We start from the raw sequence: 23,854 nt of genomic DNA, 5'->3' as shown, positions 1-23,854 counted from the left end.
CAGGCCGCGTTGTCCGGCGTGCAGCGCGCCGCGATCGTCCTGCTCTCGCTCGGCGAACAGCAGGCCGCCGAAGTGCTCAAGCACATGGGCGCGAAGGAAGTGCAGAAGCTCGGCCTGGCGATGACCTCCGTCGGCGGCGTCTCGCGCGATTCGGTCGCGCAGGTGTTCGATGAATTCGTCGACACGCTGGCGCAACCGGGCGTGCTCGGTTCGGCCGCCGACGACTACGTGCGCGCCGTGCTCACCCAGGCGCTGGGCGAGGAACGCGCGAGCAGCCTGATCGACCGCATCCTGATGGGACGCAACACCTCGGGCCTGGATTCGCTGAAGTGGATGGAGCCGCGCGCGATCGCCGAGCTGGTGCGCAACGAACATCCGCAGATCATCGCCATCGTCATGGCCCACCTGGACAGCGACCAGGCCGCCGAAGTGCTCAAGTGCCTGCCCGACCGCGTGCGCGTGGACGTGTTGTTGCGCCTGGCCACGCTCGACGGCATTCCGCCGCACGCGCTGAACGAACTCAACGACGTGATGCAACGGCAGTTCTCCGGCAGCCAGAACATCAAGTCCTCGATGGTCGGCGGCATCAAGGTCGCCGCGAACATCCTCAACTTCATGGACTCGGGCCAGGACGAAGCGATCCTCGGCGCGATCGGCGATGTCGACGGCGAACTGGGCACGAAGATCCGCGACCTGATGTTCGTCTTCGACAACCTCGCCGACCTGGACGATCGCTCGATGCAGACCGTGCTGCGCGACGTGCCGAGCGACAAACTCGCCATCGCGCTGCGCGGCGCCGATCCGGGCGTCAAGGACAAGATCACCTCGAACATGTCCTCGCGCGCCGCCGAAATCCTGCTCGAAGACATGGAAGCGCGCGGCCCCGTGCGCCTGGCCGAAGTGGAAGCGGCGCAGAAGGAAATCCTCGCCACGGTGCGCCGCATGTCCGAGGCCGGCGAGATCCAGCTGTCGGCGAAGACCGAGGCGTTCGTATGAGCGCGCTCGCGCCGCAGGCCGTGCGCTGGACCGCGCCGGGTCTGGCGACGGTCAATACGCCGAAGCCCGAGTTGCCTGCGCCGCCCAGCGTCGAGGAATTGCAGGCGCTCGAAGCGGCCGCGTACGCCGAAGGCCATGCGCGCGGCCATGCCGACGGACTCGCGTCGGGCCAGGCCGAAGTGCGGCGGATGATCGCGCAGATCGAGGGCATCCTCGATGGGTTCACGCGTCCGCTCGCGCGCCTGGACGGCGAAGTCGCCGACGCGCTGGCCGACCTCGCCGTTCGCATCGCAGGCAGTCTGCTCGGCCGCGCCTACGTCGCCGATCCCACGCTGCTCGCCGAACTGGTGCGCGAAGCGCTCGATGCCGTCGGCAGCGACAGCCGCGAAATGGAACTGCGCCTGCACCCCGACGATTTCGGCGTGCTCGCCCCGCACCTGATGGGCCTGGATGGCGTGCGCCTGACGATGGACACCGCACTCGGGCGCGGCGAACTGCGCCTGCACAGCGAAGGCGTGCGCATCGACGGCACGCTCGCCGCGCGCCTGCGCAGCGTGCTCGAAGCCACCGTCGCGGCGCACACGGGATCCGACGCGTGAGCGTGCCCGCCGATCATTGGCGCGATGCGCGCAACCTGCGCCTGGCCGCGCAGTTGCAGATGCGCACGCCGCAACCGCAATCGCTCGGCCTCTCGCGCGAAGGCGTGTTGCGCCGCGCGGTGGGCCTCACGCTCGAAGCCTCCGGCTGCAGCGCGCCGCTGGGTTCACGTTGCCGCGTGGAAACGCACGGTGGCCGCTGGGTCGAAGCGGAAGTCGTGGGCTTCTCCGGCGACCGCACCTTCCTCATGCCGACCGCCGATCTCGGCGGCCTGCTCCCGAACGCGCGCGTGGTGCCATCGCGCAGCCGCGGCGGCGAAGTCGCGGTCGGCGAAGGCCTGCTCGGCCGCGTGATCGACAGCGACGGCGTGCCGCTCGACGGCCGCGGCCCGGTGCGACGCGAACACAGCGTCGGCCTGGCGGGCGTCGCGATCAATCCGCTCACGCGCGAACCGATCACGCGCTCGCTCGACGTCGGCGTGCGCGCGATCAATGCGCTGCTGCCGATCGGCCGCGGGCAACGCGTCGGCCTGTTCGCGGGCTCGGGTGTCGGCAAGTCGACGCTGCTCGGGATGATGACCCGCTACACCGCCGCCGACGTCATCGTCGTGGGCCTGATCGGCGAACGCGGCCGCGAAGTACGCGATTTCGTCGAAAGCACGCTGGGCGAAGAAGGCCTGCGCCGCGCGGTGGTCGTCGCCGCGCCGGCGGATCGTCCGCCGCTCGCCCGCTTGCACGGCGCGCTGCGCGCCACCGCGATCGCCGAGTGGTATCGCGACCAGGGCCTGCACGTGCTGCTGTTGATGGATTCCCTCACGCGCTTCGCACATGCGCAGCGCGAGATCGGCCTGTCGGTGGGCGAACCGCCGACCACGCGCGGTTATCCGCCGTCGGTCTTCGCCAAGTTGCCGGCGCTGGTCGAACGCGCGGGCAACGGCGCGGACGGACGCGGTTCGATCACCGCCTTCTACACCGTGCTGACCGAAGGCGACGACCAGCAGGAACCGATCGCCGACGCCGCGCGCGCGATCCTCGACGGCCACATCGTGCTGACGCGCCGCATCGCCGACGCCGGCCAATATCCGGCGATCGATGTCGAAGTGTCGGTCAGCCGCGTGATGCAGGACATCACCGATGCCCCGTGGCGCGAACGGATCCGCAAGCTCAAGCGCCTGATCGCCGCGTACAACGCGCAGCGCGACCTGATCGCCATCGGCGCTTACCAGCGCGGCAGCGATCCGGTGGTCGACGAAGCGACCGCGCGTTGGCCGGCGATCCAGCAATTCCTTGGCCAGGATGTCAGCGAGGCCGCCAACGTCGAATCCAGTCGCGCCGCGCTCGAGCGCGTGCTGGCCGATGCCTGATTCGAATGAGTGATCGATCCCGGAGCCCAGCACCCATGCGTTCGCGACGCTTAGAACCCCTGCTCAAGGTGGTGCAGCAACGCCAGGACACGGCCGCGCGCCAGGTCGCCGAGCGCGATCGCGTGCTCGCCGAGCAACAGGAACGCCTGGATGCGTTGCGCCGTTACGCCGAGGAATACGCGGCGGCGCCCGGCGACACCACCACGCCCGCGCTGCTGGTGAACCGACTCGCGTTCCGTGAGCGCCTCAATGCCGCCGTCGTGCAGCAGGCCGGCATCGTCGACCAGAACCGCCAGCTCAGCGACGTGCAACGCATGCGCCTGCTGTTGGCCAGTCGCGAAACCAAGGTGATGGAACAACTGTCCGGCAGCTACAAGGCGAGCGAATCGCAGGAAGCCGACCGCCGCGTGCAGCGCGAACTCGATGAACTCGCCGGGCGTCGCGGTGGCAATGCGCCCGACGGGGAGACCTCGGCATGATCGGGGGCGCGATGGGCGCGCCGGCGGCGGCACCGACGCCGGCGCCGACACAGACGCCTGCGAACGCGAATGCGGACGCATCCGCGGCGCAAGCCCCGGATACGCAAGGCGCCGCCGCGACGACGAAGCCGAAATCCCCGCAGTCGCCCGCGAACGACGGCGCGGACGCCGACGCGCCGCCTGATTTCGATTCCCTGCTGGCCGCGCACGATCCCGCGGAAGCCACCGCAACGCCGGCCGACCCCGCGCGCGCACCCGCCACACGCGCCGACAACGCGCTCGACGCCGCGACCGCGCCCATGCCGCCCGACCAATTGCTGGCCCTGCTCGTCGGCAGCCAGGCGATCTCCGCCACGCCCGCGAACACGCCCGCGCAAGCGACCGCAACGCCGCCGGGCGACGAAGCGATGCGCGCCGCGCGTCCTGCGTCGATCGCACTGCCGATCGCCGGCACCGCATTGCCGGCGGCCGCCGCCACGAAATCGACTGATGCCACCGCAACGACCACGTCGCTGCCGACGCATGCGGCCGTGACGGCATTCATCGACGCGGCGAACGGCGATGCGCCGAACGCAACGCCGCAACCGGCTTCCGACTTCAGCAACCTCCTCGCGGCGCCCGCGCCCGTAGCGGCTTCGCATCCGACCAACGCGGCCGCCGCCGTCGCACCGACCGCACCGCCGCTCTCGATGCCGGCCGACCCGGATGCAGGCTTCGACGACGCCTTCGGCGCGCAGATCGGCTGGATGGCCGGGCAGCGCATCGGCCATGCGCAGATCCGCATCAGCCCCGACAACCTCGGTCCCATCGACGTGCGGGTGGAAGTCGACGGCACCCGCGTGAACGCGCAATTCCACAGCGCGCACGCCGAAGTGCGCCATGCGCTCGAAGCGAGCGTGCCGCGCCTGCGGGAAATGCTCGGGCAGCAAGGCCTGCAACTGGAGCACGCGGACGTGGGCCAACGTCGACAGAACGACGCCCGCCCCATGGCGCACGGCGCAACACCGGACGCGGCCGCCCCGCACGACGGCGCCACGACCGCCGCGACGCTTTCCCGGCCGCTGCGTACCCGCGGCCTGGTCGACGAATACGCCTGACGGCATTCCGGCGCACGACCACGCCAAATCCCCGTCGCCGCGTCGGGCACGGCGCTTGCACTGATCGGACATCGCCTTACCGGAGTGTCCGCTCGTGTCGTCCCCAGCCCCAGCCGCAGCCAAGACCGCAGCGAAGAAGAAGGGCCGCAAGTGGCCGTTGATCGTGGGCGCCACGCTCCTGGTCGGCGGCGCGGGCGGCGGCGGTTGGTGGTGGTGGGCCGGACAGGCGGCCGCCGCGCACGACGCTGAAAAGAGCGCGGCACCCACGCACGTACCGGCGCAGTACTTCGCGCTCGAACCCGCGTTCGTCGTCAACCTCGTCGACGACGATGCGGTGCGTTACCTCCAGGCCGACGTGCAACTGGTCACGCGCGACAACGACACCCGCGCGGCCTTCGAAACCCACGCGCCGATGATCCGCAATCGCCTGCTGCTGCTGTTCGGCCAGATGTCCTCCGCGCAGCTGGCGCAGCGCAGTGGCAAGGAACGCCTGCAGACGGCCGCCCTGAACGAAGTGCGCCAGGTGCTGAAACAGGAAGGCGCCCCGTCGAAGGTCGAAGCGGTGATCTTCACCAGCCTGGTGACGCAATGATGGGCGCAGACCTGCTTTCGCAGGACGAGATCGATGCCCTGTTGCATGGCGTCGACAGCGGCGTGGTCGAAACCGAACCGCCGCCGGCCCCGGGCGAAGCGCGCAGCTACGACTTCGCCAGCCAGGACCGCATCGTCCGCGGCAAGTTGCCGACGCTGGAGATGATCAACGAACGGTTCGCGCGCACCTGGCGCATCGGCCTGTTCAATCTGCTGCGCCGCTCGGCCGACCTGTCGGTGCGCGGCATCGACCTGGTCCGCTTCGGCGAATACATGCATTCGCTGCAGGTGCCGACCAACCTCAACCTGGTGAAGATGAAGCCGCTGCGCGGCACGTGCCTGATCGTCCACGAACCGCGGCTGGTCTACACCGTCGTCGACAACTTCTTCGGCGGCAACGGCAAGTTCCACACGCGCATCGAAGGCCGCGAGTTCACGCCCACCGAGATGCGCGTGATCCAGTTGTTGCTCAAGCAGACCTTCGCCGACCTGGCCGAAGCGTGGGCGCCGGTGATGCCGGTGGAATTCGAGTACCTCAACTCCGAGGTCAACCCGCATTTCGCGAACATCATCAGCCCGCGCGACTACATCGTCGTCAGCCGCTTCCATTGCGAACTCGACGGCGGCGGCGGCGAAGTGCACATCGCGCTGCCCTACGCGATGCTCGAGCCGATCCGCGAGGCGCTCGACGCCGGCGTGCAGAGCGACCGCATCGAGAAGGACGAGAACTGGACGCGAGCGATGCAGTCGCAGCTGCAGGACGCGACGGTCGAACTCAGCTCCACGCTCGCGCGCCGCCAGATCAGCCTGCGCGAGCTTTCGCGGCTGAAGGTCGGCGACATCATCCCGATCGACCTGCTGCCGCAGGTGCCGCTGCACGTCGAACAGATGCCCTTGTTCTCCGGCGAGTTCGGCGTCCACAACGGCCGCAACTCCATCAAGGTCGCGCAGGTCCACGCCGCGCGCGCCCAACCTTCCTTCGATCCCACGACGGCCCAGCCATGAACCTGTCCGATGTCGCGGCGCGCGCCGCATTCGATCCCCTGACCGCCGAAGGTGCCGGCGGCACCGCCGAACTCAACCTCGACGTGATCCTCGACGTGCCGGTGTCGCTGTCGCTGGAAGTGGGCCGCACGCGCATCCCGATCCGCAACCTGCTGCAGCTCAACCAGGGTTCGGTCGTCGAACTCGATCGCGCCGCCGGCGAACCGCTCGACGTGTACGTCAACGGTACGCTGATCGCGCAGGGCGAAGTGGTGGTGGTCAACGATCGCTTCGGTGTGCGCCTGACCGACGTGGTCAGCCCGGCCGAGCGCATCAAGAGGCTGCGATGAACCCTGCAAGCGTCGGCCATGCCGCGCCCGTCGGCGCCGGCAGCATCGGCGGTGCGTTGCTCGCGCTGGTGCTGGTCGTCGGCCTGATCCTCGCCTTGGGCTGGGTCGCACGCCGCATGCCCGGCATGCGTGCCGGCAATCGCAACGCCGCCTTGCGCGTGGTCGATTCGCTCACGCTCGGTCCGCGCGAACGCGTGGTCGTCGTCGCGGTGGGCGACACGCAATTGCTGCTCGGCGTCGGCGCCGGCGGTACGCGCATGCTCCACACCCTCGCGCAACCGCTGCCGGAGACCGCGCCTGGCGCGACGCCCGCCTTCGCGCAATTGCTCGCACAGCATTTCGGAAAGAAAGCATGAGTTCGATGATTCGATGCGCGTTGCATGCCTTCGCGTGCACGCTGCTCCTGTTCGCACTCGCGATCGGCACGGCGTCCACGGCGCATGCGCAGGCGGCCGCGACGCCGGCGGCCAGCGTCGCCGCGCAGCCTGCGAGCGCTTCGCCCGCGCAAGCCCTGCCGTCGGTGAACGTCGGACAGATCGGCGCGCAACCGGTGAGCATGCCGCTGCAGGTGCTGGCGCTGATGACCGGCATCACGCTGCTGCCGGCGGCGCTGCTGGGCATCACCGCGTTCACGCGCATCATCATCGTGCTCGGCCTGCTGCGGCAGGCGCTCGGCACGGGGCAGACGCCGGGCAACCAGGTGTTGCTGGCGCTGGCCCTGTTCCTGACCTCGATGATCATGATGCCGGTGTTCGACCACGCCTGGGCGAATGGCATCGCGCCGTACCTGGACCACAAGATCGATTTCAAGACGGCGTGGCAGCTGGGCTCCGAACCCTTCCGCGGTTTCATGCTCGCGCAGGTGCGCGAGAACGACCTGATGACCTTCGCCGGGCTGTCCAACAGCGGCCCGTACGCGACGCCGCAGGACGTGCCCTTCGGCGTGCTCGCCGCCTCGTTTCTCACCAGCGAACTGAAGACCGCCTTCGAGATCGCGTTCCTGATCTACATCCCGTTCGTGATCATCGACCTGGTCGTGGCGAGCGTGCTGATGTCGATGGGCATGATGATGCTCTCGCCGATGCTGATCTCCGCGCCGTTCAAGATCCTGTTGTTCGTGCTCGTCGATGGTTGGGTACTCGTCGTCGGTTCGCTCGCCGCCAGCTTCAATCCTTTCTGAGGCCGATGCGATGACGCCCGAAACCGCAATGACCGAGATCGCCGGCGGCCTGCAACTGGCGCTGCTGTTGTCCGCGCCCCTCTTGCTCGCCGTGCTGCTCTCCGGCGTGCTCGTCGGCATCGTGCAGGCGGCCACGCAGATCAACGAACCGACGATCGCCTTCGTCGTGAAGGGCGTGACCCTGGTCGCGATGCTCGGGCTGACGGGGCACTTCCTGCTCGGCCGCCTGGTGTCGTTCACGACCGACCTGTTCCATCGGATCCCGCACCTGATCGGGTAGACGATGGACGCCGTCACGCTCACCACCGCCACCGGCGTCGACTTGTTCAGCCTGCTCGGCGCGACGCTCTGGTATGCGCTGCGCATCGGCGCGGCGGTGCAGGTGTTGCCGGTGTTGGGCGGTCGCAGCATGCCGGCGCGTGCGCGGCTGATCATCACGCTCGCATTGGCCATCGCGATTTCCACGATCCTCCCCGCGCCGCCGCCGATGCGCCTGGATTCGGTGACCGTGCTCGGCGTGCTGCGCGAAGTGACGCTGGGCATCGCGATGGGCCTGATGTTGCGACTGGCGTTCGAAGCAGGCCAAGTCGCGGGCGAACTTGCTTCGCAAGGCATGGGCCTGTCGTTCGCCACGATGGCCGATCCGCTCAGCGGCGCGTCTTCGCCGGTGTTGTCGCAGTGGTTCTACCTGGTGTTCGCGTTGCTGTTCTTCACCTTCGACGCGCACCTGGCGCTGGTGCGCGTCCTCGCCGACAGCTATCGCCAGTTGCCCATCGGTGTCGCGATCCCGGACCTGATGGCGGTGCTTAGTGCGGTGCCCGACTTCTTCGGCCACTGCCTGGCCGCGGGCGTGTTGCTTGCGCTGCCGGTGATGATGGCGCTGCTCGCGGTGAACATCGCCTTCGGTGTGCTCTCGCGCGCGGCCTCGCAACTCAATCCGATGTCGATCGGCCTGCCGGTGTCGCTGCTCGTCGGCCTCGCCCTGCTCGTGTTGCTGACCGCGCGCCTGCAGGGCCCGGTGCAGGGCTTGTTCGACGACGCCTTCGCCGCCGCGCGCGCGCTCACCGCCTGACCGCGATGAGCGAAGCGGCCGACAACGAAGACCGGACCGAACAGCCATCGGAGAAACGCCTCCGACAAGCGCGCGAAAGCGGCGATGTCCCGCGATCGCGCGAATTGGCGAACGTCGCCGTGCTCGGCTGCGCGACGATCGCGCTCAAAGCCACCGCGGGCCACATCGGCGGTGCCTCGCGCGACTGGATGCAGGGCGCGCTGCACTTCGATCGCAGCCTGCTCGATGCGCCAGAACGCCTGCCCGATCACGCGGCGCACCTGTTGTTCGGGCTGGTGCCGCCGATGCTGCCCTTGGTGGGCGCCGCGCTCATCGCGTGCCTTGTCGGGCCGATGGTGATGGGCGGGCTGCGTTTCGCTTCCAAGTCGCTGCAACCGGATTTCAGCCGCCTGAATCCCGCTGCGGGCCTCAAGCGCATGTACGGCAAGGAAAGCTTGGCCGAACTCGTGCGTGCATTGCTGCGCGTGCTGTTGATCGGTGGCGTCGGCGCGTGGGTCGTCCATGGTGCATTCGGCACGCTGGTCGGCATGGCCAATGCGCCCATCGAAGTCGCGGTCGGACAGGGCGTGGACCTGGTCCTGCATGCGCTGCTCGCGATGGTCGGCGCGCTCGGCGTCCTGGCGCTGGTCGACGTGCCGTGGCAGCACATCCGGCACCGCGCGAAGTTGAAGATGACGCGCCAGGAATTGCGCGACGAAGCGAAGGAATCGGAAGGCAACCCGGAAATGAAGGCGCGCGTGCGCCATGTCGCGCGCGAGATGTCGCGCCGCCGGATGATGGATGCGGTGCCCACCGCCGACGTCGTGCTGATGAACCCGACGCACTACGCGGTGGCGCTCAAATACAACGCAGGCACGATGCGCGCCCCCACCGTGGTGGCCAAGGGCGTCGACGAAACGGCGCTCGCGATTCGCGCCCTGGCCGACAAGCATCGCGTCGCGATCGTCGAAGCCCCGCCGCTGGCACGCGCCTTGTATCGACAGGCCAGGCTCGACCAGGAAGTCCCCGTGAAGCTCTACGCCGCCGTCGCCCAGGTGCTGTCGTACGTGTACCAGCTCAAGGCCTGGGTGCCGGGCCGTGGCCCGATGCCCGCGCTGCCCGCGATCGACGTCGGCGCCGACGGCGCGCCGGACGACGACGCCAAGGGCTCGACGCCATGAGCGAGGCAACACCGCGCGGCATGGCAACGGCGCTGCGCAACGGCATCGCGGCGCCATTGGTGATGCTCGCCATGCTGGCGATGGTGATGGTGCCGCTCGCGCCGATCCTGCTCGACGGCCTGTTCACCATCAACATCGCGCTGTCGCTGGTGGTGATGCTCGCGGTGGTCTACGTCCGCCGTCCGCTGGAATTCTCGACCTTCCCCAGCGTCCTGCTGATGGTCACGCTGCTGCGGCTGGCGCTCAACGTCGCCTCCACGCGCGTGGTGCTGTTGCACGGGCACGAAGGCCAGGGCGCGGCCGGCCACGTGATCGAATCCTTCGGCCAGTTCGTGGTCGGCGGCAGTTACGCGGTCGGCATCGTGGTGTTCACGATCCTCACCATCGTCAACTTCGTCGTGGTCACCAAGGGCGCGGGGCGCATCTCCGAAGTCTCGGCGCGCTTCATCCTCGATGCCTTGCCCGGCAAGCAGATGGCGATCGACGCCGACCTCAACGCCGGCCTGCTCACGCGCGAGGATGCGCGCCAGCGCCGCCAGGAAGTGCGCGACGAAGCGGACTTCTACGGTTCGATGGACGGTGCGAGCAAGTTCGTCCGCGGCGATGCGATCGCCGGCATCTTGATCCTCGTCATCAACGTGGTCGGCGGCATGCTGATCGGCGTGATCCAGCACGACATGGGCTTCGCCGAAGCGGCGCAGACCTACACGATGCTCGCCATCGGCGATGGCCTGGTCGCGCAGTTGCCCGCGCTGCTGATCGCCACGGCGACCGCGATGCTGGTCACGCGTTCCACCGGCGAGCAGGAAATGGGCTCGGCGGTATCGCTGCAGTTGTTCGGCCACCAGCGCGCGCTGACCGTGGCGGCGGTGTTGCTCGGCGTGATCGGCGTGATCCCCGGCATGCCCAATCTTCCCTTCCTCCTGCTGGCCGGCGTTCTGGGCTACGCCGCGTGGAAGCTGCACCAGCGTGCGAAGCGCGCGGCGGCGCAGCCCGAGGTCGACCTGGCGACGAACGCCGAATCGACCGCCGTCGCCGAATTGGGCTGGGACGAGATCCGCCCCGTCGAACCTTTGGCGCTGGAAGTGGGCTATCGCCTGATCGGCCTGGTCGACAAGCAACAGGGCGGCGAATTGTTGGCGCGGCTCAAGGGCGTGCGCCGCAAGCTCACGCAGGACATCGGCTTCCTCATTCCCGCCGTGCACGTGCGCGACAACCTCGAGCTGTCGCCCAACCACTATCGCGTGCTCGTGCATGGCGTGCCGGTGGCGAGCGGCGACCTGCATCCCGAACGCGACCTCGCGCTCGATCCGGGCAAGGTGTTCGGCGCCCTCGACGGCATTCCCGGCAAGGATCCGGCCTTCGGGCTCGATGCGGTGTGGATCCTGCCCTCGCAGCGCGCGCATGCCGAATCGCTCGGCTACACGGTGGTCGACGCCGCCACCGTGGTGGCCACTCATCTGTCGCATCTGGTGCGCGAGCGCGCCGCCGAACTGCTCGGCCACGAGGAAGCGCAGCACCTGCTGACGGCTCTTGGACGCAGCGCGCCGAAGCTCGTCGAGGATTTGACACCCAAGCTGCTGCCGCTGTCGGTGGTGGTGAAAGTCCTGCAGTCCCTGCTCGCCGAGCGCGTGCCGATCCGGCAGATGCGCCAGATCGTCGAAGCGCTGCTCGACCACGGCGTGCACAGCCAGGATCCGGCGCTGCTCACCGCCGCGGTGCGCACCGGGCTGGGTCGCTTCATCGTCCAGGAACTCAATGGCCTGGCGCCGGAACTGCCGGTGTTCACCCTGGCGCCGTCTCTGGAACGGGTGTTGCAGGACTCGGTCAGCGGCCAGGGCGCCGCGATGGAACCCGGGCTTGCCGAGCGGTTGCACCAGAACCTCGGCGAGTGCGTGGCACGGCAGGAAAGTCGCGGCGAACCCGCGGTGCTGCTGGTGCCCGGCGGGATCCGCGCGGCGATCGCCCGGCTCGTGCGGCACAGCATTCCGTCGTTGTCGGTGCTGGCCTACGGCGAGGTGCCGGAGGACAAGCGACTACGCGTGGTGGGTGCGATCGGTTGAGTTGATTGAAGGAGCATGCAGTGAGAATCAAGCGTTTCATCGCCCCCGACATGCGCACCGCGCTGCGCATGGTGCGCGACGACCAGGGCCCGGATGCGGTGATCCTGTCCAACCGCGCGACGCCCGAAGGCATCGAAGTGGTGTCGGCGACCGATTACGACGAAGCGCTGGCCGCGCAGGCACTGCGCGCCGCGACGCCCGCGCAGGTGGCGACGATCGTGTCGATGCCGGCGCAGGCAACGATCGCGGCGAACGTCGAGATCGTGTCGGCGCCCGAAGCCGCGCCCGCGCCCGTCGTCCTCGCGCCTGTGGCGGCAGCGCCCGCGACCGCGCCGCGCGAATCGCTGATGTCGCGCGCGCGCGCCATCTTCAAGTTGGGCCACGACCTGCCCGAGGCCGACGCGGGCCCGACGCTCGCCGAACTCACCGCCGTCGAACCGCAGCAAGCGCCTGCGGAAGTGCCGCGCTTCGAAGCGATGATGGCCGCGTTCGAAGTGCCGGCACTGCCGATTGCGCAACCCGCGCCGGTCGCGCCGGCCAACGACGAAATCCAGGACAGCACCTGCGACGCGCTGTGCGATGCCGACTATCTGATTGCGCTCGGTGCGAACGACGTCGTTCCGCAAATGGCCGTCGAATCGATCCAGGCCGCGCCCGCGCCGCAACCGACGCAGACCATCCTGCCCACGCTGCACGCCGTATCCAACCCCGCCGCCGATCCCGGCATCGTCGCGATGCGCGGCGAACTGGCGGCGATGCGCCACCTCATGGAACAACAGCTCGCGCAGCTGTCGGTCGAACGCCTGCGTGGTTCGCCCGCGCGCGCGGCCGCGCTGGATGCGCTGCTCGCCTATGGCTGCGACCCGGCGCTCGCGCAGGACATCGCCGCCGGCCTCGACCCGCGCCTGCCGCCCGACGAAATCCTCGCGCCCTTGCGCGCGGCGCTGATGGCGCGCGTGCCGATGCTGCGTTCGGAACCCATCGACGAAGGCGGCGTGATCGCGCTCGTCGGCCCGACCGGCGCGGGCAAGACCACCACCGCCGCCAAGCTCGCGGCGCGCTTCGCCAAACGCCATCGCGCGCGCGACGTCGCGCTGGTGAGCATCGACAGCGAGCGCACCGGTGCGCATGAACAACTGCATGCGCTCGGCCGCCGCCTGGGCGTCACCGTGTGCGACGCCGACGGCAGCGATGCGCTGGGCACGACGCTCGACCAACTCCAGGATTACCCGCTCGTGCTGGTCGACACCGCCGGCTACGGCGTGCGCGATCGTGCGTTGCTGCGCCAGATCCTGTGGCTGCGTTCGGCCAGCCGCGTGCGCAGCCTGCTCGTGTTGCCGGCCAACGCCAACGCGCTCGACCTCGGGGACATCCTGCGCCGCTATCGCCCCGCCGCGCCCGAAGGCGTCGTGCTCACCAAGCTCGACGAAACCGGCCGCCCCGGCGCCGCGCTCTCGATGCTCGCCACGCACGACATCGGCATCGCCTACACCACCGCCGGCCAGCAGGTGCCTGCCGACATCGACGCCGCCGATGCCGATCGCCTGTCGCTGACCTTCGAACTGCCCACCGAAAAGCGCAACCGCGCCGACTCCGCCCACGACTTCGAGGATCGCCATGCATTCGCATGATGTGCGCCTGACGCATTCGGACCTTGCGCCGCCGCGCCCCGCGGCGCCGCGCGTGATCGCCGTGGCCAGCGGCAAGGGCGGCGTCGGCAAGACGTCGGTGTCGATCAACTTGGCGGCCGCGCTGGTCAACGCGGGCCAGCGCACCTTGCTGCTCGACACCGACCTGGGGCTGGCGAATGTCGACGTGATGCTCGGCCTGTCGCCGCGTTTCACGCTCGCCGATGTGTTCGCCGGTCGTTGCGAGTTGCGCGAGACGGTGCTCGAAGGCCCCAACGGCCTGATGGTGATCCCGGCCGCGTCGGGCAAGCGCCACATGACCGAACTCACGCCGCAGCAGCACGTCGGCCTCGTGCACGCGTTCAGCGAACTGGACATCGAAATCGACACGATGGTGGTCGACAACGCCGCGGGCATCGCCGACGGCGTACTCACCTTCTGCCAGGCCGCGCAGGATGTCGTCGTGGTGGTCTGCGACGAACCGGCGTCGGTCACCGATGCCTACGCGCTGATCAAGGTGCTCAATCGCGACTGCGGCGTCTCGCGCGTGCAGGTGCTCGGCAACCAGGTCCGCGACGCGGCCGACGGCCAGCAGTTGTTCCGCAAGCTCGAGCGCGTGACCTCGCGCTTCCTCGACGTCACGTTGAGCCACCTGGGCTCGATCCCGCGCGACGAATGGCTGCGACGCGCCATCCAGCGCCAGGAACCGGTGGTCGATGCGTTCCCCTCGAGCCCCTCGGCGCTCGCCTTCCGCGACATCGCACGGCGTTCGCGCCAGTGGCAGTCGCCACCCGGTGCGCGCGGCCACGTCGAATTCTTCCTCGAGCGCCTGGTGCAGGCGCAGGCCCCGGGCGTTGCGAGGACCGCCGCATGAACGCCGTCGCCGCGGCCCACTACCGCGCGCAACAGAACGGATCGGCGAACGAGATCGTCGAGCGCCACGCCGAACTGGTGCGCCGCATCGCCCACCACGTCGCCGCGCGCCTGCCGGCGAGCGTGGAGATCGACGATCTGATCCAGGCCGGCATGCTGGGCCTGATCGACGCGGCGCGGAATTTCCACGCCGACCAGGGCGCGGCCTTCGAGACCTATGCATCGATCCGCATCCGCGGCGCGATGATCGACGAGATCCGCCGCGGCGATTGGGTGCCGCGTTCGGTGCATCGCCGCTATCGAGACCTGGTCGCCGCCACCCGCGACATCGAGCAACGCACCGGCCAGGCCGCCACCGCGCGCCAGGTGGCCGCCGCGCTCAACGTCAGCCTCGACGAATACCACCAGATGGTCGACGACGCGGCGCGCGGACAGCTGATCAGCCTGGACGCGCACATGGAGGAACACGACGGCGAACCGCGCCTGGCCGTGTCCTCGACCGCGACGCCGGCGCGCGCCTTCGAAGGCGATGCCTTCCGGCATGCGCTGGGCGATGCGATCGGCGATTTGCCCGAACGCGAACAACTGGTGCTGTCGCTGTACTACGAGCAGGAGCTGAACCTGCGCGAGATCGGTGCGGTGCTCAACGTCAGCGAATCGCGCGTGTGCCAGATCCACGGCCAGGCGATGGTCCGGCTGCGCGCGCGCCTGGGCCAATGGCGCGGCGCCGACGGCGAACCGACGGCCGACTGACGTCCCTCACGCGCCGCGACCCTTCAGGTTTCCCAACCGCGGCCGTTAGTCCCAGCGAAACACGCGAGGCTTCGAGCATTCCCATGGACAAGAACATCCGCATCCTCATCGTCGACGACTTCTCCACGATGCGCCGCATCGTGAAGAACCTCCTCAACGACCTGGGCTTTTTCAACACCGCCGAGGCCGACGACGGCAACAGCGCGCTCGTGGAGCTGCGCAAGGACCGTTTCGACCTGGTCATCACCGACTGGAACATGCCGGGGATGCCGGGCATCGACCTGCTCAAGGCGATCCGCGCCGATGCATCGCTGGCGAAGATCCCGGTGCTGATGGTCACCGCCGAGGCCAAGCGCGAGCAGATCCTCGAGGCCGCGCAGTCGGGCGTGAACGGGTATGTCATCAAGCCCTTCACCGCCGCGACGCTGGGCGACAAGCTGGGCAAGGTCTTCGAACGCCTCGGGGCCGCGGCGTGAATGGCGCGACGGCCTTCGACGCGGGCCTGGAAGACCGCGCCGTCGTGATCGATTGCCTGCATGCCGCGCTCGATGCGCTGGAAGCAGACGATCACGCGGCGTGGCGCGCGCGCGTCGACGAGCTGATCCAGTGGCGCACGCAGCCGCTGGTGCAGGGCCTGGCCAAACTCGCGCGCGAACTCGACCAGGTGCTGGGGCAAGGCACGGCATCGGGCAACGGCTCCTTGCCGGAAGCCTGCGCGCGCCTGGAACATGTCGTGCGCATCTGCGAAGACGCGAGCCACCACACGCTGGACCTGATCCAGGAATGCGGCGTGCTCGTCGGAACGCTCGCCACGCACGCGAACGCGGACGAAGGCACCCTCGCCACGACCGCCGCGATCCGCAGCCGACTTTCCGAAATGACCGCGGCGCAGGGCTACCAGGATTTGACCGGACAGATCATCCGCCGCGTCATCGGCCTGGTGGGCGCGGTGCACGTGGGCCTGGGTGGCGTGGCGTCGGAAGCGCGTCCGCTGCAGCTGTCGGCGCAGGAATTGTCGACGAAGGGCTTCGGCCCGTCGCTCGCCGGCCTCGACGCCGCGCCAGCCACGCAGGACGACGCCAACGACCTGCTCTCCTCGCTCGGTCTCTGACGGCGACCGCACGCGTGTCCGCCCTCGCCTCCGACATCTGCGCCGACTTCCTCGTCGAAGCGCGCGAGATCCTCGACCAGCTCGGGGCGCAGATGATCGTGCTCGAACACGATCCGACCGATCGCGACGGGCTGGATGCGGTGTTCCGCGGATTCCACACCATCAAGGGCGGTGCGGGCTTCCTCGATTTCGTGCCGATGGTGCAGGTCTGCCACGCGATGGAAGACCGCCTCGACCTTGCACGCAAGGGCACGGCGCCGCTCGATGCGCCGGCCTTCGACGGTTTGCTGCAGGCGCTGGACCTGGTGTCGGACATGCTCGCCGCCGTGGCCGCGGGACTTCCGCTGGATCCGGCACCGCCATCGCTGCTCGCCGCGTTGCGCGCCACCGGCACTGCGCCGGCAGCGCCCGCCGCGGACGCGATCGCGCAATTCGCGCAGGGCGGCGACGACATCGACGACCTGGATTTCGAAGCGCTGCTCGACACGCTGCACGGTGCCGGCGGAATCCCGGGGCAGATCGCGACGATCGCGCCCGTCGCGCCGACGCCGCAACCCATCGCGGCGCCGAGACCCGCGCCGATCGCCAAACCCGCGGCGTCCGATGCCGACCAGACCGTGCGCGTGGACGTGCGTCGCCTCGATGCGATGGTCAACCTCGTCGGTGAACTCGTACTCGCGCGCAATCGCCTCAAGACACTGCGCCCGCGCCTGCGCGACGACGACCTGGATCGCGCGGTGGCCGCGCTCGACGTGGCCACTTCGCGCCTGCAGTCGGCGGTGATGACCGCGCGCATGCAACCGGTGGGGCGCGTGTTCGCGCGCTTCCCGAAGGTCGCGCGCGATGTCGCGCGCCAGTTGAACAAGAGCGTCGAGCTCGACGTCGTCGGCGCCGACACCGAACTGGATCGCAATCTCGTCGAAGCCCTCGCCGATCCGCTCGTGCACCTGGTGCGCAACGCGATCGACCACGGCATCGAGATGCCCGAGGCGCGGCGTCGCGCCGGCAAGCCCGAACAGGGCCGCGTGCGCATGAGCGCGCAGCAGGAAGGCGACCACGTCGCGATCGAAGTCCGCGACGATGGCGCCGGCATCGATCCGGAGAAGATCCGCCGCAGCGCGATCGAAAAGGGCCTGGTCGCCGCCGATGCGGCCGCGCGCCTGACCAGCGACGAATGCCTGCAGTTGCTCTTCCTCCCCGGTTTTTCCACGCGCGATGAAGTCAGCGACCTGTCGGGCCGCGGCGTCGGCATGGACGTCGTGCAATCGAAAATCCGCGAACTCAGCGGCCAGGTGCAGATCCAGTCGGTGGTCGGCGAAGGCAGTCGCTTCGTGATCCGCGTGCCGCTGACGCTCGCCATCCTGCCCACGCTACTCGTCGAAATCGACGACGACGTCTACGCATTACCGCTCGTGCGCGTGGTCGAAGTGCTCTCGCATGCGCCAGGCGACGTGTTGTGGCTGGACGGGCGCCGCATGCTCGACCTGCGCCAGCAACCCGTCCCGCTGCTCGATCTGCGCGAATGGCTCGGCGCCGCGCCGGCGGCCGATCGCGTCGCGACCAACGTGGTGCTGCAGTCGGGCGAACAACGGTGTTGCCTGGCGGTCGATCGCGTGCGCGGTCGCGAGGAAGTGGTGATCAAGGCGCTGCCCAAAACGCTGCGCGGTCTGCCCGGTTATGCGGGTGCGAGCCTCGTCGGCGATGGCCGCATGGCCTTGATCCTCGATGTCGACGCGCTGTTGCGCACGGGCCTGCGGACTGACCGATGAAGACACCCCTGGATCGACTCAGTGTCGTCGGCGCGGTCCTCGCGATCGCCGCCCTGTTGGTGGGCAGCGTGCTCAAGGGCGCGGGTTTGTCGGCGTTGTGGTCGCCGGCCGCGTTCGTCATCGTGGTGCTCGGCACCATCGCCGCGATCCTGTTGCAGACACCCGCCGCGACGTTCAAGCGCGCACTGCAGATCGTGCGCTGGGTGTTCCGTCCGCCGTCGCAGGATCGCACCGCGGTGATCGCGCAACTGGTCGGGTGGAGCACGGTCGCACGCAAGCAGGGCCTGCTGGGCCTGGAAGTCGAAGTGCAGGCGCAGCCCGATCCGTTCCTGCGCAAGGGCCTGCAGATGGTCGTCGACGGCGTCGAACCCGAATCGATCCGGCAGATGCTGGAAATCGAACTGCACGGACAGAACGCGCGCGATCTGGCCGCCGCGAAAGTGTTCGAAGGCATGGGCATCTATTCGCCGACGCTGGGCATCATCGGCGCTGTGCTCGGCCTGATCGCGGTGATGAAGAACCTCGCCGACCCGAGCAAGCTCGGCCACGGCATCGCCGCGGCATTTACCGCGACGATCTACGGCATCGGCCTGGCCAACCTCGCGTTGTTGCCGATGGCGACCAAGCTCAAGGGGCTGGTCAATGCGCAGGCCGAAGAGCGCGAGATGATCGTCGAAGGGCTGATCGCGATCGCGCAGGGCGAAAATCCGCGCAACATCGAAGCGCGCCTCAACGGCTACCTGCCCTGAGTCCGCGCATGGCCCGCAGGCACCGCCACGAAGAACACGCCAACCACGAAGCCTGGGCGATCCCCTACGGCGACCTGGTCACGCTGTTGCTCGCCTTCTTCGTCGTGATGTACGCGATTTCCTCGGTCAACGAAGGCAAGTACCGCGTGATGGCCGATGCCTTGTCGTCGGCCTTCGGTGGTCCGCCGCGCACGATTTCGCCGCTCAGCATCGGCCAGACGCAGTTGCGTGGCGCGGCCTTCGACCGTCCGTCGCTGCAGACCGCGGCGGCGAAGAACGGGCCGGCCTCGACGAGCCCGGTGGCGGTCAAAAAAGTGCACCAGTTGCTCGACCAGCCGACGTACGGACAGCAGGCGAAGCTGCAGGCGGCAACGATGCAGGCGCCGCCGCCCGGCGAAGGCGCGCGCGAACGGCAACTGGCGTCGCTCGGCAAACAGATCCAGGAAGCCCTGAGCGCACTGGTGCAACAAAAGCTGGTCACCGTGCGTCGCGGGCACGACTACATCGAAGTCGAGATCCAGAGCGACATCCTGTTCGGCAGCGGCGTCGCCGTGCCGAGCACGACCGCCATCGCGACCGTGCGCAAGATCGGCGCCGTGCTGCGCGGCGAACCCAACGCCGTGCGCGTGGAAGGCTATACCGACGACAAGCCGATCCGCACCGCGCAATTCCAGTCCAACTGGGAGCTCTCCTCGGCGCGCGCGGCGAGCATGGTGCATGTGCTCATCGAAGAAGGCGTCGCGCCGCGACGCCTGGCGGTGGTCGGCTTCGGCGAGCACCAACCCATCGCCGACAACGCCACCGAAGCCGGACGCAACGCCAATCGCCGCGTGCTGCTGGTGATCCTCGCCGCGCCCGTCGCGCCCGATGCCGTGCCGCAACCGGGGCCGACCATCGCGCTGCTCCCGGATGCGACCGACCCGCAACCTTCCCTTCCGCTACCGGGAGCCGGCTGACATGCAAGCCTGGGCTATCGCCAACCAGAAGGGCGGCGTGGGCAAGACCACGACCACCCTCTTCCTCGCGCGCGGACTCGCGCAGGCCGGGCATCGCGTGTTGCTCGTCGACCTCGATCCGCATGCCTCGTTGACGCGCGCCTTCGGCGTCCCCGCCGATCCGCCCGCGACGGGCACGCACGATGTGTTTGCCGCCAACGCGACCCTGTCGTCGATGGCGCGCGCGACGGGCATCGAACGTCTCTCGCTCGTCGCCGCGCAACCCGCGCTGGCGACGCTGGAACGTCGCGGTGCCACGCAGCCGGGGCTCGGGCTCGCGCTCGGTCGCGCCTTGCACGCCGCGCGGTCGCAGTACGACCACGTGCTGATGGATTGCCCGCCGACGCTGGGCCTGCTGATGATCAACGCGCTGGCCGGCGCCGATCGCCTGATCGTGCCGACGCAAACCGATCCGCTCGCGCTGCACGGCCTGGCCGACATGCTGCGCACCGCGGAGATGGTGGAGCGCTCGCGCCGTCGCCCGCTGCCCGGATTCGTGTTGCCGACGCTGTTCGATCGTCGCACGCGCTCGGGTATCGAGAGCCTGGAGCTGATGCAGCAACGCTACGACGGCCGCGTGTGCCCGATCGCGGTGCCGATGGACACGCGCCTGCGCGACGCGCATGCGGTGGCCTCGGTCGCCGACCCGGTGGGCCGCGGCGCGACCGCATATGCACGCGCGCTCGATTGGCTGCTCGCGCAAGCCGATCCAGCACGGAAGTTGGCCGCATGAACCCGCCTGCCGTGTTGTCGATCGTCGACGCGTATGTCGATGCCTTGCTTGATGACGCACCGCCGCCTCCGCCCGTGGTGGCGGACGTGCCCGTCGTTGCGCCGACGCCCACGCCTGCACCCGCTGCGGCGCCGACACCGGCCGCCGATCCTGCGGCGCTCCCGACGCGCATTGCGATCGCGACCGCGCAACGCTGGCTGCGCGTCGCCGTCGGTGCCGACAGCTATGCGCTCGAATTGCTGCGCGTGCAGGAAGTCGTGCGCCTCGCACCGGTCGTGGCGATGCGCGGCGCCGATCGCGCCGTGCTCGGTGTGATGAACCTGCGCGGGCGCATCGTCCCCGTCTTCGACCTGGGCCTATGGCTCGACGCCGGCTGGGTACAGGCCGACGAACGCAGCCGCATCGTCGTGGTCGAACGCGACGACGAGTTGATCGGCGTGCTCGTCAGCGCCGTCGACGACGTGGTCACGCTGGGACGCGACCGCATCGAACCGCCGCTGGTCGGCACGCGGCAGGGCGCGATCCTCGGCATCGCGCGCGTCGGCGCCGCACCGACCGTGCTGCTGGATGCCACGGCCCTGTTCGGCGACTGACCGCCACCTCAAGTCCCGCGCATCCGCGCCGTTAATCCACGTGATCCCCGCGCACGCAAACGCCATGCACCAGCTTGAGCTGCAACCCGACCTGAGCATCGAACACGTCGCCGACCTCCAGGCGGCGCTGCAACCGCATCTGTCCAGCGATGCGCCGGTCGCGCTGTCGGGCGAAGCGGTCGAACGCGTGCATGCCGCCGCATTGCAGGTGCTGCATGCCTTCGTCCGCGACCGCGCCGCGCGCGGCCAATCCACTTTCGTCACCCACGCATCGCCCACCCTCGCCGCCGCCGCGCGCCAGCTCGGACTCGCGGTCAGCCTGGGGGTCCAGACCCACACCGGAGAGACCGCTTGAGCGCGCAACTTTTGATCGTCGACGATTCCACCTCGATGCGGCAGATGGTCGCGTTCGCCCTCACTTCCGGTGGTTACACCGTGCGCGAGGCCGAGGACGGCCAGGCCGCGCTGGAAATCGCGCGCACGCAACGCTTCGATGCCGTCGTCACCGACGTCAACATGCCGCGCATGGACGGCATCACGCTGATCCGCGAATTGCGCCAGCTGCCGGCGTACAAGTTCACGCCGCTGCTGATGCTCACCACCGAATCGGGCGGCGACAAGAAGATGGAAGGCAAGGCCGCCGGCGCGACCGGCTGGCTCGTCAAGCCCTTCGATCCCGCGCAGTTGGTCGCCACGCTGAAGAAGGTCCTCGGCTGAGCCATGGACATCACCCGCTTCCACGCCGCGTTCTTCGATGAAAGCCGCGAAGGCCTCGATGCGATGGAAGGCGGCCTGCTCGCGCTCGAAGCCGGACGCGCCGACGCCGAGACCATCAACGTCGTCTTCCGCGCCGCGCATTCGATCAAGGGGGGCGCGGCGACGTTCGGCTTCACCGCCGTCACCGACCTGACGCACCTGCTGGAAACGCTGCTCGACGAAGCACGCAGCGGTCGACGCCGCCTGGACAACGACGCGACCGGTGCGTTGCTGGTCGCGGTCGATGTGTTGCGCGCGCTGCTTGCCGCGTGCGAACACGGCGACGCGGTGGACCAGGGCGCGCTGGCACAGGCGCGCGCGGGCCTGGATCGTTTGCTCGGTGGCGGCTCGTCGCCGACGAATGCGGCCTCCGATGCCGCAGCGACGACGCGCGATGAAGGCGACTGGCGCATCGCGTTCGTGCCGGCGCCGTCGATGTTCATGAGCGGCAACGACCCGCTGCGCATCCTGCGCGAACTGGCGACCCACGGCGAGCTCGGCATCCAATGCCTCGACGCGCGCCTGCCGGCCTTCGACGCGATGGATCCCTATTCGGCCTACCTCGCGTGGGACCTCACCCTGCCCGGCAGCGTGCCGCGCAGCGCGATCGACGAAGCGTTCGCGTGGGTGCAGGACGAATGCGAGCTGTCGATCGAAAGCGGCGTTGCGAACACGTTGGTCGCGCCGCCGGCGCCCGTGCTGGAACCGCAAGCCGCGCTGTCGACGGCACCGATCGAAGGCGGCCGACGCACGACCGACCACGACAACTCCATCCGCGTCTCGGTTTCCAAGGTCGATGCACTGATCAACCTGGTCGGCGAATTGGTGATCACGCAGGCGATGTTGGGCCAGCGTTCCGAACACCTCGACCCGTCCGCGAACGTCGCCCTTCTTGCCGGCCTCGCGCAACTGGAACGCAACACGCGCGACCTGCAGGAATCGATCATGGGCGTGCGCATGTTGCCCGTGGAATTCGCCTTCAGCCGGTTCCCGCGCATGGTGCGCGACCTCGCGACGCGCCTGGACAAGAAGGTCGCCCTGCGTACGTCGGGCGAAGCCACCGAGCTGGACAAGGGCGTGATCGAGAAGATCGTCGATCCGCTCGTGCACCTGGTGCGCAATTCGATCGACCACGGCCTGGAATCGCCGGCCGAACGCCGTGCCGCAGGCAAGGACGAAACCGGCACGATCACCCTGACCGCCGCGCACCAGGGCGGCCGCATCGTCATCGAGATCGGCGACGACGGCCGCGGCCTGGATCGCGAGCGCATCCTGCGCAAGGCCGCCGAACGCGGCCTGCGCGTGTCGGACAATCCGACCGACGCCGAAGTGTGGGACCTGGTCTTCGCACCGGGCTTCTCCACCGCCGAACAACTCACCGACCTCTCCGGTCGTGGCGTCGGCATGGACGTGGTCAAGAAGAACATCACCGCGCTCGGCGGCCAGGTCGAAATCCGCAGCGAACGCGGCCGCGGCACCACCGTCTCGATCCGCCTGCCGCTCACGCTCGCCATCGTCGACGGCATGTCCGTCGCGGTCGGCGGCGAAGCCTTCATCCTGCCGTTGAACATCGTGGTCGAATCGCTGCAGCTCGCGCCCGGCGACGTGCGCACCATCGCCAACGACACGCGCGTGCTGCGCGTGCGCGAGGATTACCTGCCGCTGCTCAACCTCGCCCAGCAATACGGCCTGCCTGCGCTCGATGGCGAGCGCGAGGGCGCGTGCCCGATCGCCGTCGTCGTCGAAAGCGATGGCCGGCGCCTGGCGCTGGAGGTCGACGATCTCCTCGGCCAGCACCAAGTGGTCGTCAAGAATCTCGAAAGCAATTACCGCCGCGTCGCGGGCATCGCCGGGGCCACGATCCTCGGCGACGGCCGCGTCGCGCTGATCGTCGATCCCGCCACCCTCGCGCAGACCGCGCGCCTTGCCGCGGCCGCGTGACGCCGCGACCCATTCGGAACG

General features: G+C 69.1%; 27 protein-coding genes. All 27 read left to right on the top strand.

Annotation, left to right across the window (positions count from 1 at the left end; translation table 11 throughout):
- Positions 1-9: 9 nt before the first annotated feature.
- Positions 10-996 (top strand): flagellar motor switch protein FliG, encoded by a 987-nt coding sequence (gene fliG / locus AB4059_RS09875; protein WP_498979055.1) that lies wholly within the window; start codon positions 10-12, stop codon positions 994-996.
- Positions 993-1,595, top strand: a complete 603-nt coding sequence (locus tag AB4059_RS09870; RefSeq protein WP_498978737.1) for a FliH/SctL family protein — start codon at positions 993-995, stop codon at positions 1,593-1,595. The genes fliG and AB4059_RS09870 overlap by 4 nt, the downstream gene beginning before the upstream one ends.
- Positions 1,592-2,956, top strand: a complete 1,365-nt coding sequence (fliI, locus tag AB4059_RS09865; RefSeq protein WP_498978736.1) for a flagellar protein export ATPase FliI — start codon at positions 1,592-1,594, stop codon at positions 2,954-2,956. Before AB4059_RS09870 ends, fliI begins: the two co-directional genes overlap by 4 nt.
- Positions 2,957-2,991: 35 nt before the next feature.
- On the top strand, positions 2,992-3,435 hold the full coding sequence (fliJ, locus tag AB4059_RS09860) for a flagellar export protein FliJ (RefSeq protein ID WP_498978735.1): 444 nt from the start codon (positions 2,992-2,994) through the stop codon (positions 3,433-3,435).
- Positions 3,432-4,532: a flagellar hook-length control protein FliK gene (locus AB4059_RS09855; RefSeq protein WP_498978734.1), complete on the top strand. Its 1,101-nt coding sequence runs from the start codon at positions 3,432-3,434 to the stop codon at positions 4,530-4,532. Before fliJ ends, AB4059_RS09855 begins: the two co-directional genes overlap by 4 nt.
- A 94-nt stretch (positions 4,533-4,626) precedes the next feature.
- Complete coding sequence (locus AB4059_RS09850) at positions 4,627-5,124, top strand: flagellar basal body-associated FliL family protein (RefSeq protein ID WP_498978733.1); 498 nt, start codon at positions 4,627-4,629, stop codon at positions 5,122-5,124.
- On the top strand, positions 5,121-6,128 hold the full coding sequence (gene fliM, locus AB4059_RS09845; protein ID WP_498978732.1) for a flagellar motor switch protein FliM: 1,008 nt from the start codon (positions 5,121-5,123) through the stop codon (positions 6,126-6,128). The genes AB4059_RS09850 and fliM overlap by 4 nt, the downstream gene beginning before the upstream one ends.
- A complete protein-coding gene (gene fliN / locus AB4059_RS09840; RefSeq protein WP_498978731.1) occupies positions 6,125-6,457 on the top strand; it encodes a flagellar motor switch protein FliN in 333 nt (110 codons plus the stop codon). Before fliM ends, fliN begins: the two co-directional genes overlap by 4 nt.
- Positions 6,454-6,813: a flagellar biosynthetic protein FliO gene (gene fliO / locus AB4059_RS09835; protein ID WP_498978730.1), complete on the top strand. Its 360-nt coding sequence runs from the start codon at positions 6,454-6,456 to the stop codon at positions 6,811-6,813. Before fliN ends, fliO begins: the two co-directional genes overlap by 4 nt.
- The gene (gene fliP, locus AB4059_RS09830) at positions 6,810-7,637 is read left to right on the top strand and encodes a flagellar type III secretion system pore protein FliP (RefSeq protein ID WP_498978729.1); all 828 of its coding nucleotides are present in this window, start codon (positions 6,810-6,812) and stop codon (positions 7,635-7,637) included. Before fliO ends, fliP begins: the two co-directional genes overlap by 4 nt.
- A 10-nt stretch (positions 7,638-7,647) precedes the next feature.
- Positions 7,648-7,917 carry a flagellar biosynthetic protein FliQ gene (locus AB4059_RS09825; RefSeq protein WP_498960074.1) on the top strand — a complete coding sequence of 90 codons (270 nt, stop codon included), beginning with the start codon at positions 7,648-7,650 and terminating at the stop codon, positions 7,915-7,917.
- Positions 7,918-7,920: 3 nt separating this feature from the next.
- Positions 7,921-8,709, top strand: coding sequence for a flagellar biosynthetic protein FliR (fliR, locus tag AB4059_RS09820; protein WP_498978728.1), 789 nt, complete (start codon positions 7,921-7,923; stop codon positions 8,707-8,709).
- A gap of 5 nt (positions 8,710-8,714) precedes the next feature.
- A complete protein-coding gene (flhB, locus tag AB4059_RS09815) occupies positions 8,715-9,869 on the top strand; it encodes a flagellar biosynthesis protein FlhB (protein ID WP_498978727.1) in 1,155 nt (384 codons plus the stop codon).
- The gene (flhA, locus tag AB4059_RS09810) at positions 9,866-11,932 is read left to right on the top strand and encodes a flagellar biosynthesis protein FlhA (protein ID WP_498978726.1); all 2,067 of its coding nucleotides are present in this window, start codon (positions 9,866-9,868) and stop codon (positions 11,930-11,932) included. The genes flhB and flhA overlap by 4 nt, the downstream gene beginning before the upstream one ends.
- 20 nt (positions 11,933-11,952) lie before the next feature.
- Positions 11,953-13,563 (top strand): flagellar biosynthesis GTPase FlhF, encoded by a 1,611-nt coding sequence (flhF, locus tag AB4059_RS09805; protein ID WP_498978725.1) that lies wholly within the window; start codon positions 11,953-11,955, stop codon positions 13,561-13,563.
- Positions 13,550-14,434, top strand: a complete 885-nt coding sequence (locus AB4059_RS09800; protein ID WP_498978724.1) for a MinD/ParA family protein — start codon at positions 13,550-13,552, stop codon at positions 14,432-14,434. The genes flhF and AB4059_RS09800 overlap by 14 nt, the downstream gene beginning before the upstream one ends.
- Entirely contained in the window at positions 14,431-15,186 is a 756-nt protein-coding gene (locus AB4059_RS09795; RefSeq protein ID WP_498978723.1) for an RNA polymerase sigma factor FliA, read from the top strand. Before AB4059_RS09800 ends, AB4059_RS09795 begins: the two co-directional genes overlap by 4 nt.
- A gap of 83 nt (positions 15,187-15,269) precedes the next feature.
- Positions 15,270-15,662, top strand: coding sequence for a chemotaxis response regulator CheY (gene cheY, locus AB4059_RS09790; protein WP_498978722.1), 393 nt, complete (start codon positions 15,270-15,272; stop codon positions 15,660-15,662).
- The gene (locus tag AB4059_RS09785; RefSeq protein ID WP_498978721.1) at positions 15,659-16,297 is read left to right on the top strand and encodes a protein phosphatase CheZ; all 639 of its coding nucleotides are present in this window, start codon (positions 15,659-15,661) and stop codon (positions 16,295-16,297) included. Before cheY ends, AB4059_RS09785 begins: the two co-directional genes overlap by 4 nt.
- 14 nt (positions 16,298-16,311) lie before the next feature.
- On the top strand, positions 16,312-18,066 hold the full coding sequence (locus AB4059_RS09780; protein WP_498978720.1) for a chemotaxis protein CheA: 1,755 nt from the start codon (positions 16,312-16,314) through the stop codon (positions 18,064-18,066).
- Between the two features lie 8 nt (positions 18,067-18,074).
- Positions 18,075-18,815: a flagellar motor protein gene (locus AB4059_RS09775; protein WP_498979053.1), complete on the top strand. Its 741-nt coding sequence runs from the start codon at positions 18,075-18,077 to the stop codon at positions 18,813-18,815.
- Positions 18,816-18,823: 8 nt separating this feature from the next.
- The gene (gene motD, locus AB4059_RS09770) at positions 18,824-19,771 is read left to right on the top strand and encodes a flagellar motor protein MotD (RefSeq protein ID WP_498978719.1); all 948 of its coding nucleotides are present in this window, start codon (positions 18,824-18,826) and stop codon (positions 19,769-19,771) included.
- Between the two features lies 1 nt (position 19,772).
- Positions 19,773-20,543, top strand: a complete 771-nt coding sequence (locus AB4059_RS09765; RefSeq protein ID WP_498978718.1) for a ParA family protein — start codon at positions 19,773-19,775, stop codon at positions 20,541-20,543.
- The gene (locus AB4059_RS09760; protein WP_498978717.1) at positions 20,540-21,136 is read left to right on the top strand and encodes a chemotaxis protein CheW; all 597 of its coding nucleotides are present in this window, start codon (positions 20,540-20,542) and stop codon (positions 21,134-21,136) included. The genes AB4059_RS09765 and AB4059_RS09760 overlap by 4 nt, the downstream gene beginning before the upstream one ends.
- 64 nt (positions 21,137-21,200) lie before the next feature.
- Positions 21,201-21,491 carry an STAS domain-containing protein gene (locus tag AB4059_RS09755; RefSeq protein WP_498978716.1) on the top strand — a complete coding sequence of 97 codons (291 nt, stop codon included), beginning with the start codon at positions 21,201-21,203 and terminating at the stop codon, positions 21,489-21,491.
- Positions 21,488-21,853 carry a response regulator gene (locus AB4059_RS09750; RefSeq protein ID WP_498960050.1) on the top strand — a complete coding sequence of 122 codons (366 nt, stop codon included), beginning with the start codon at positions 21,488-21,490 and terminating at the stop codon, positions 21,851-21,853. The genes AB4059_RS09755 and AB4059_RS09750 overlap by 4 nt, the downstream gene beginning before the upstream one ends.
- 3 nt (positions 21,854-21,856) lie before the next feature.
- Positions 21,857-23,833, top strand: coding sequence for a chemotaxis protein CheW (locus AB4059_RS09745; protein ID WP_498978715.1), 1,977 nt, complete (start codon positions 21,857-21,859; stop codon positions 23,831-23,833).
- Positions 23,834-23,854: the final 21 nt, after the last annotated feature.

The organism is Lysobacter sp. 2RAF19 (assembly GCF_052115395.1).
Classification (GTDB): Bacteria; Pseudomonadota; Gammaproteobacteria; order Xanthomonadales; family Xanthomonadaceae; genus Noviluteimonas.
The sequence above is the reverse complement of the archived record's forward strand: the minus strand, read 5'-3'. Positions and strand labels throughout refer to the sequence as shown.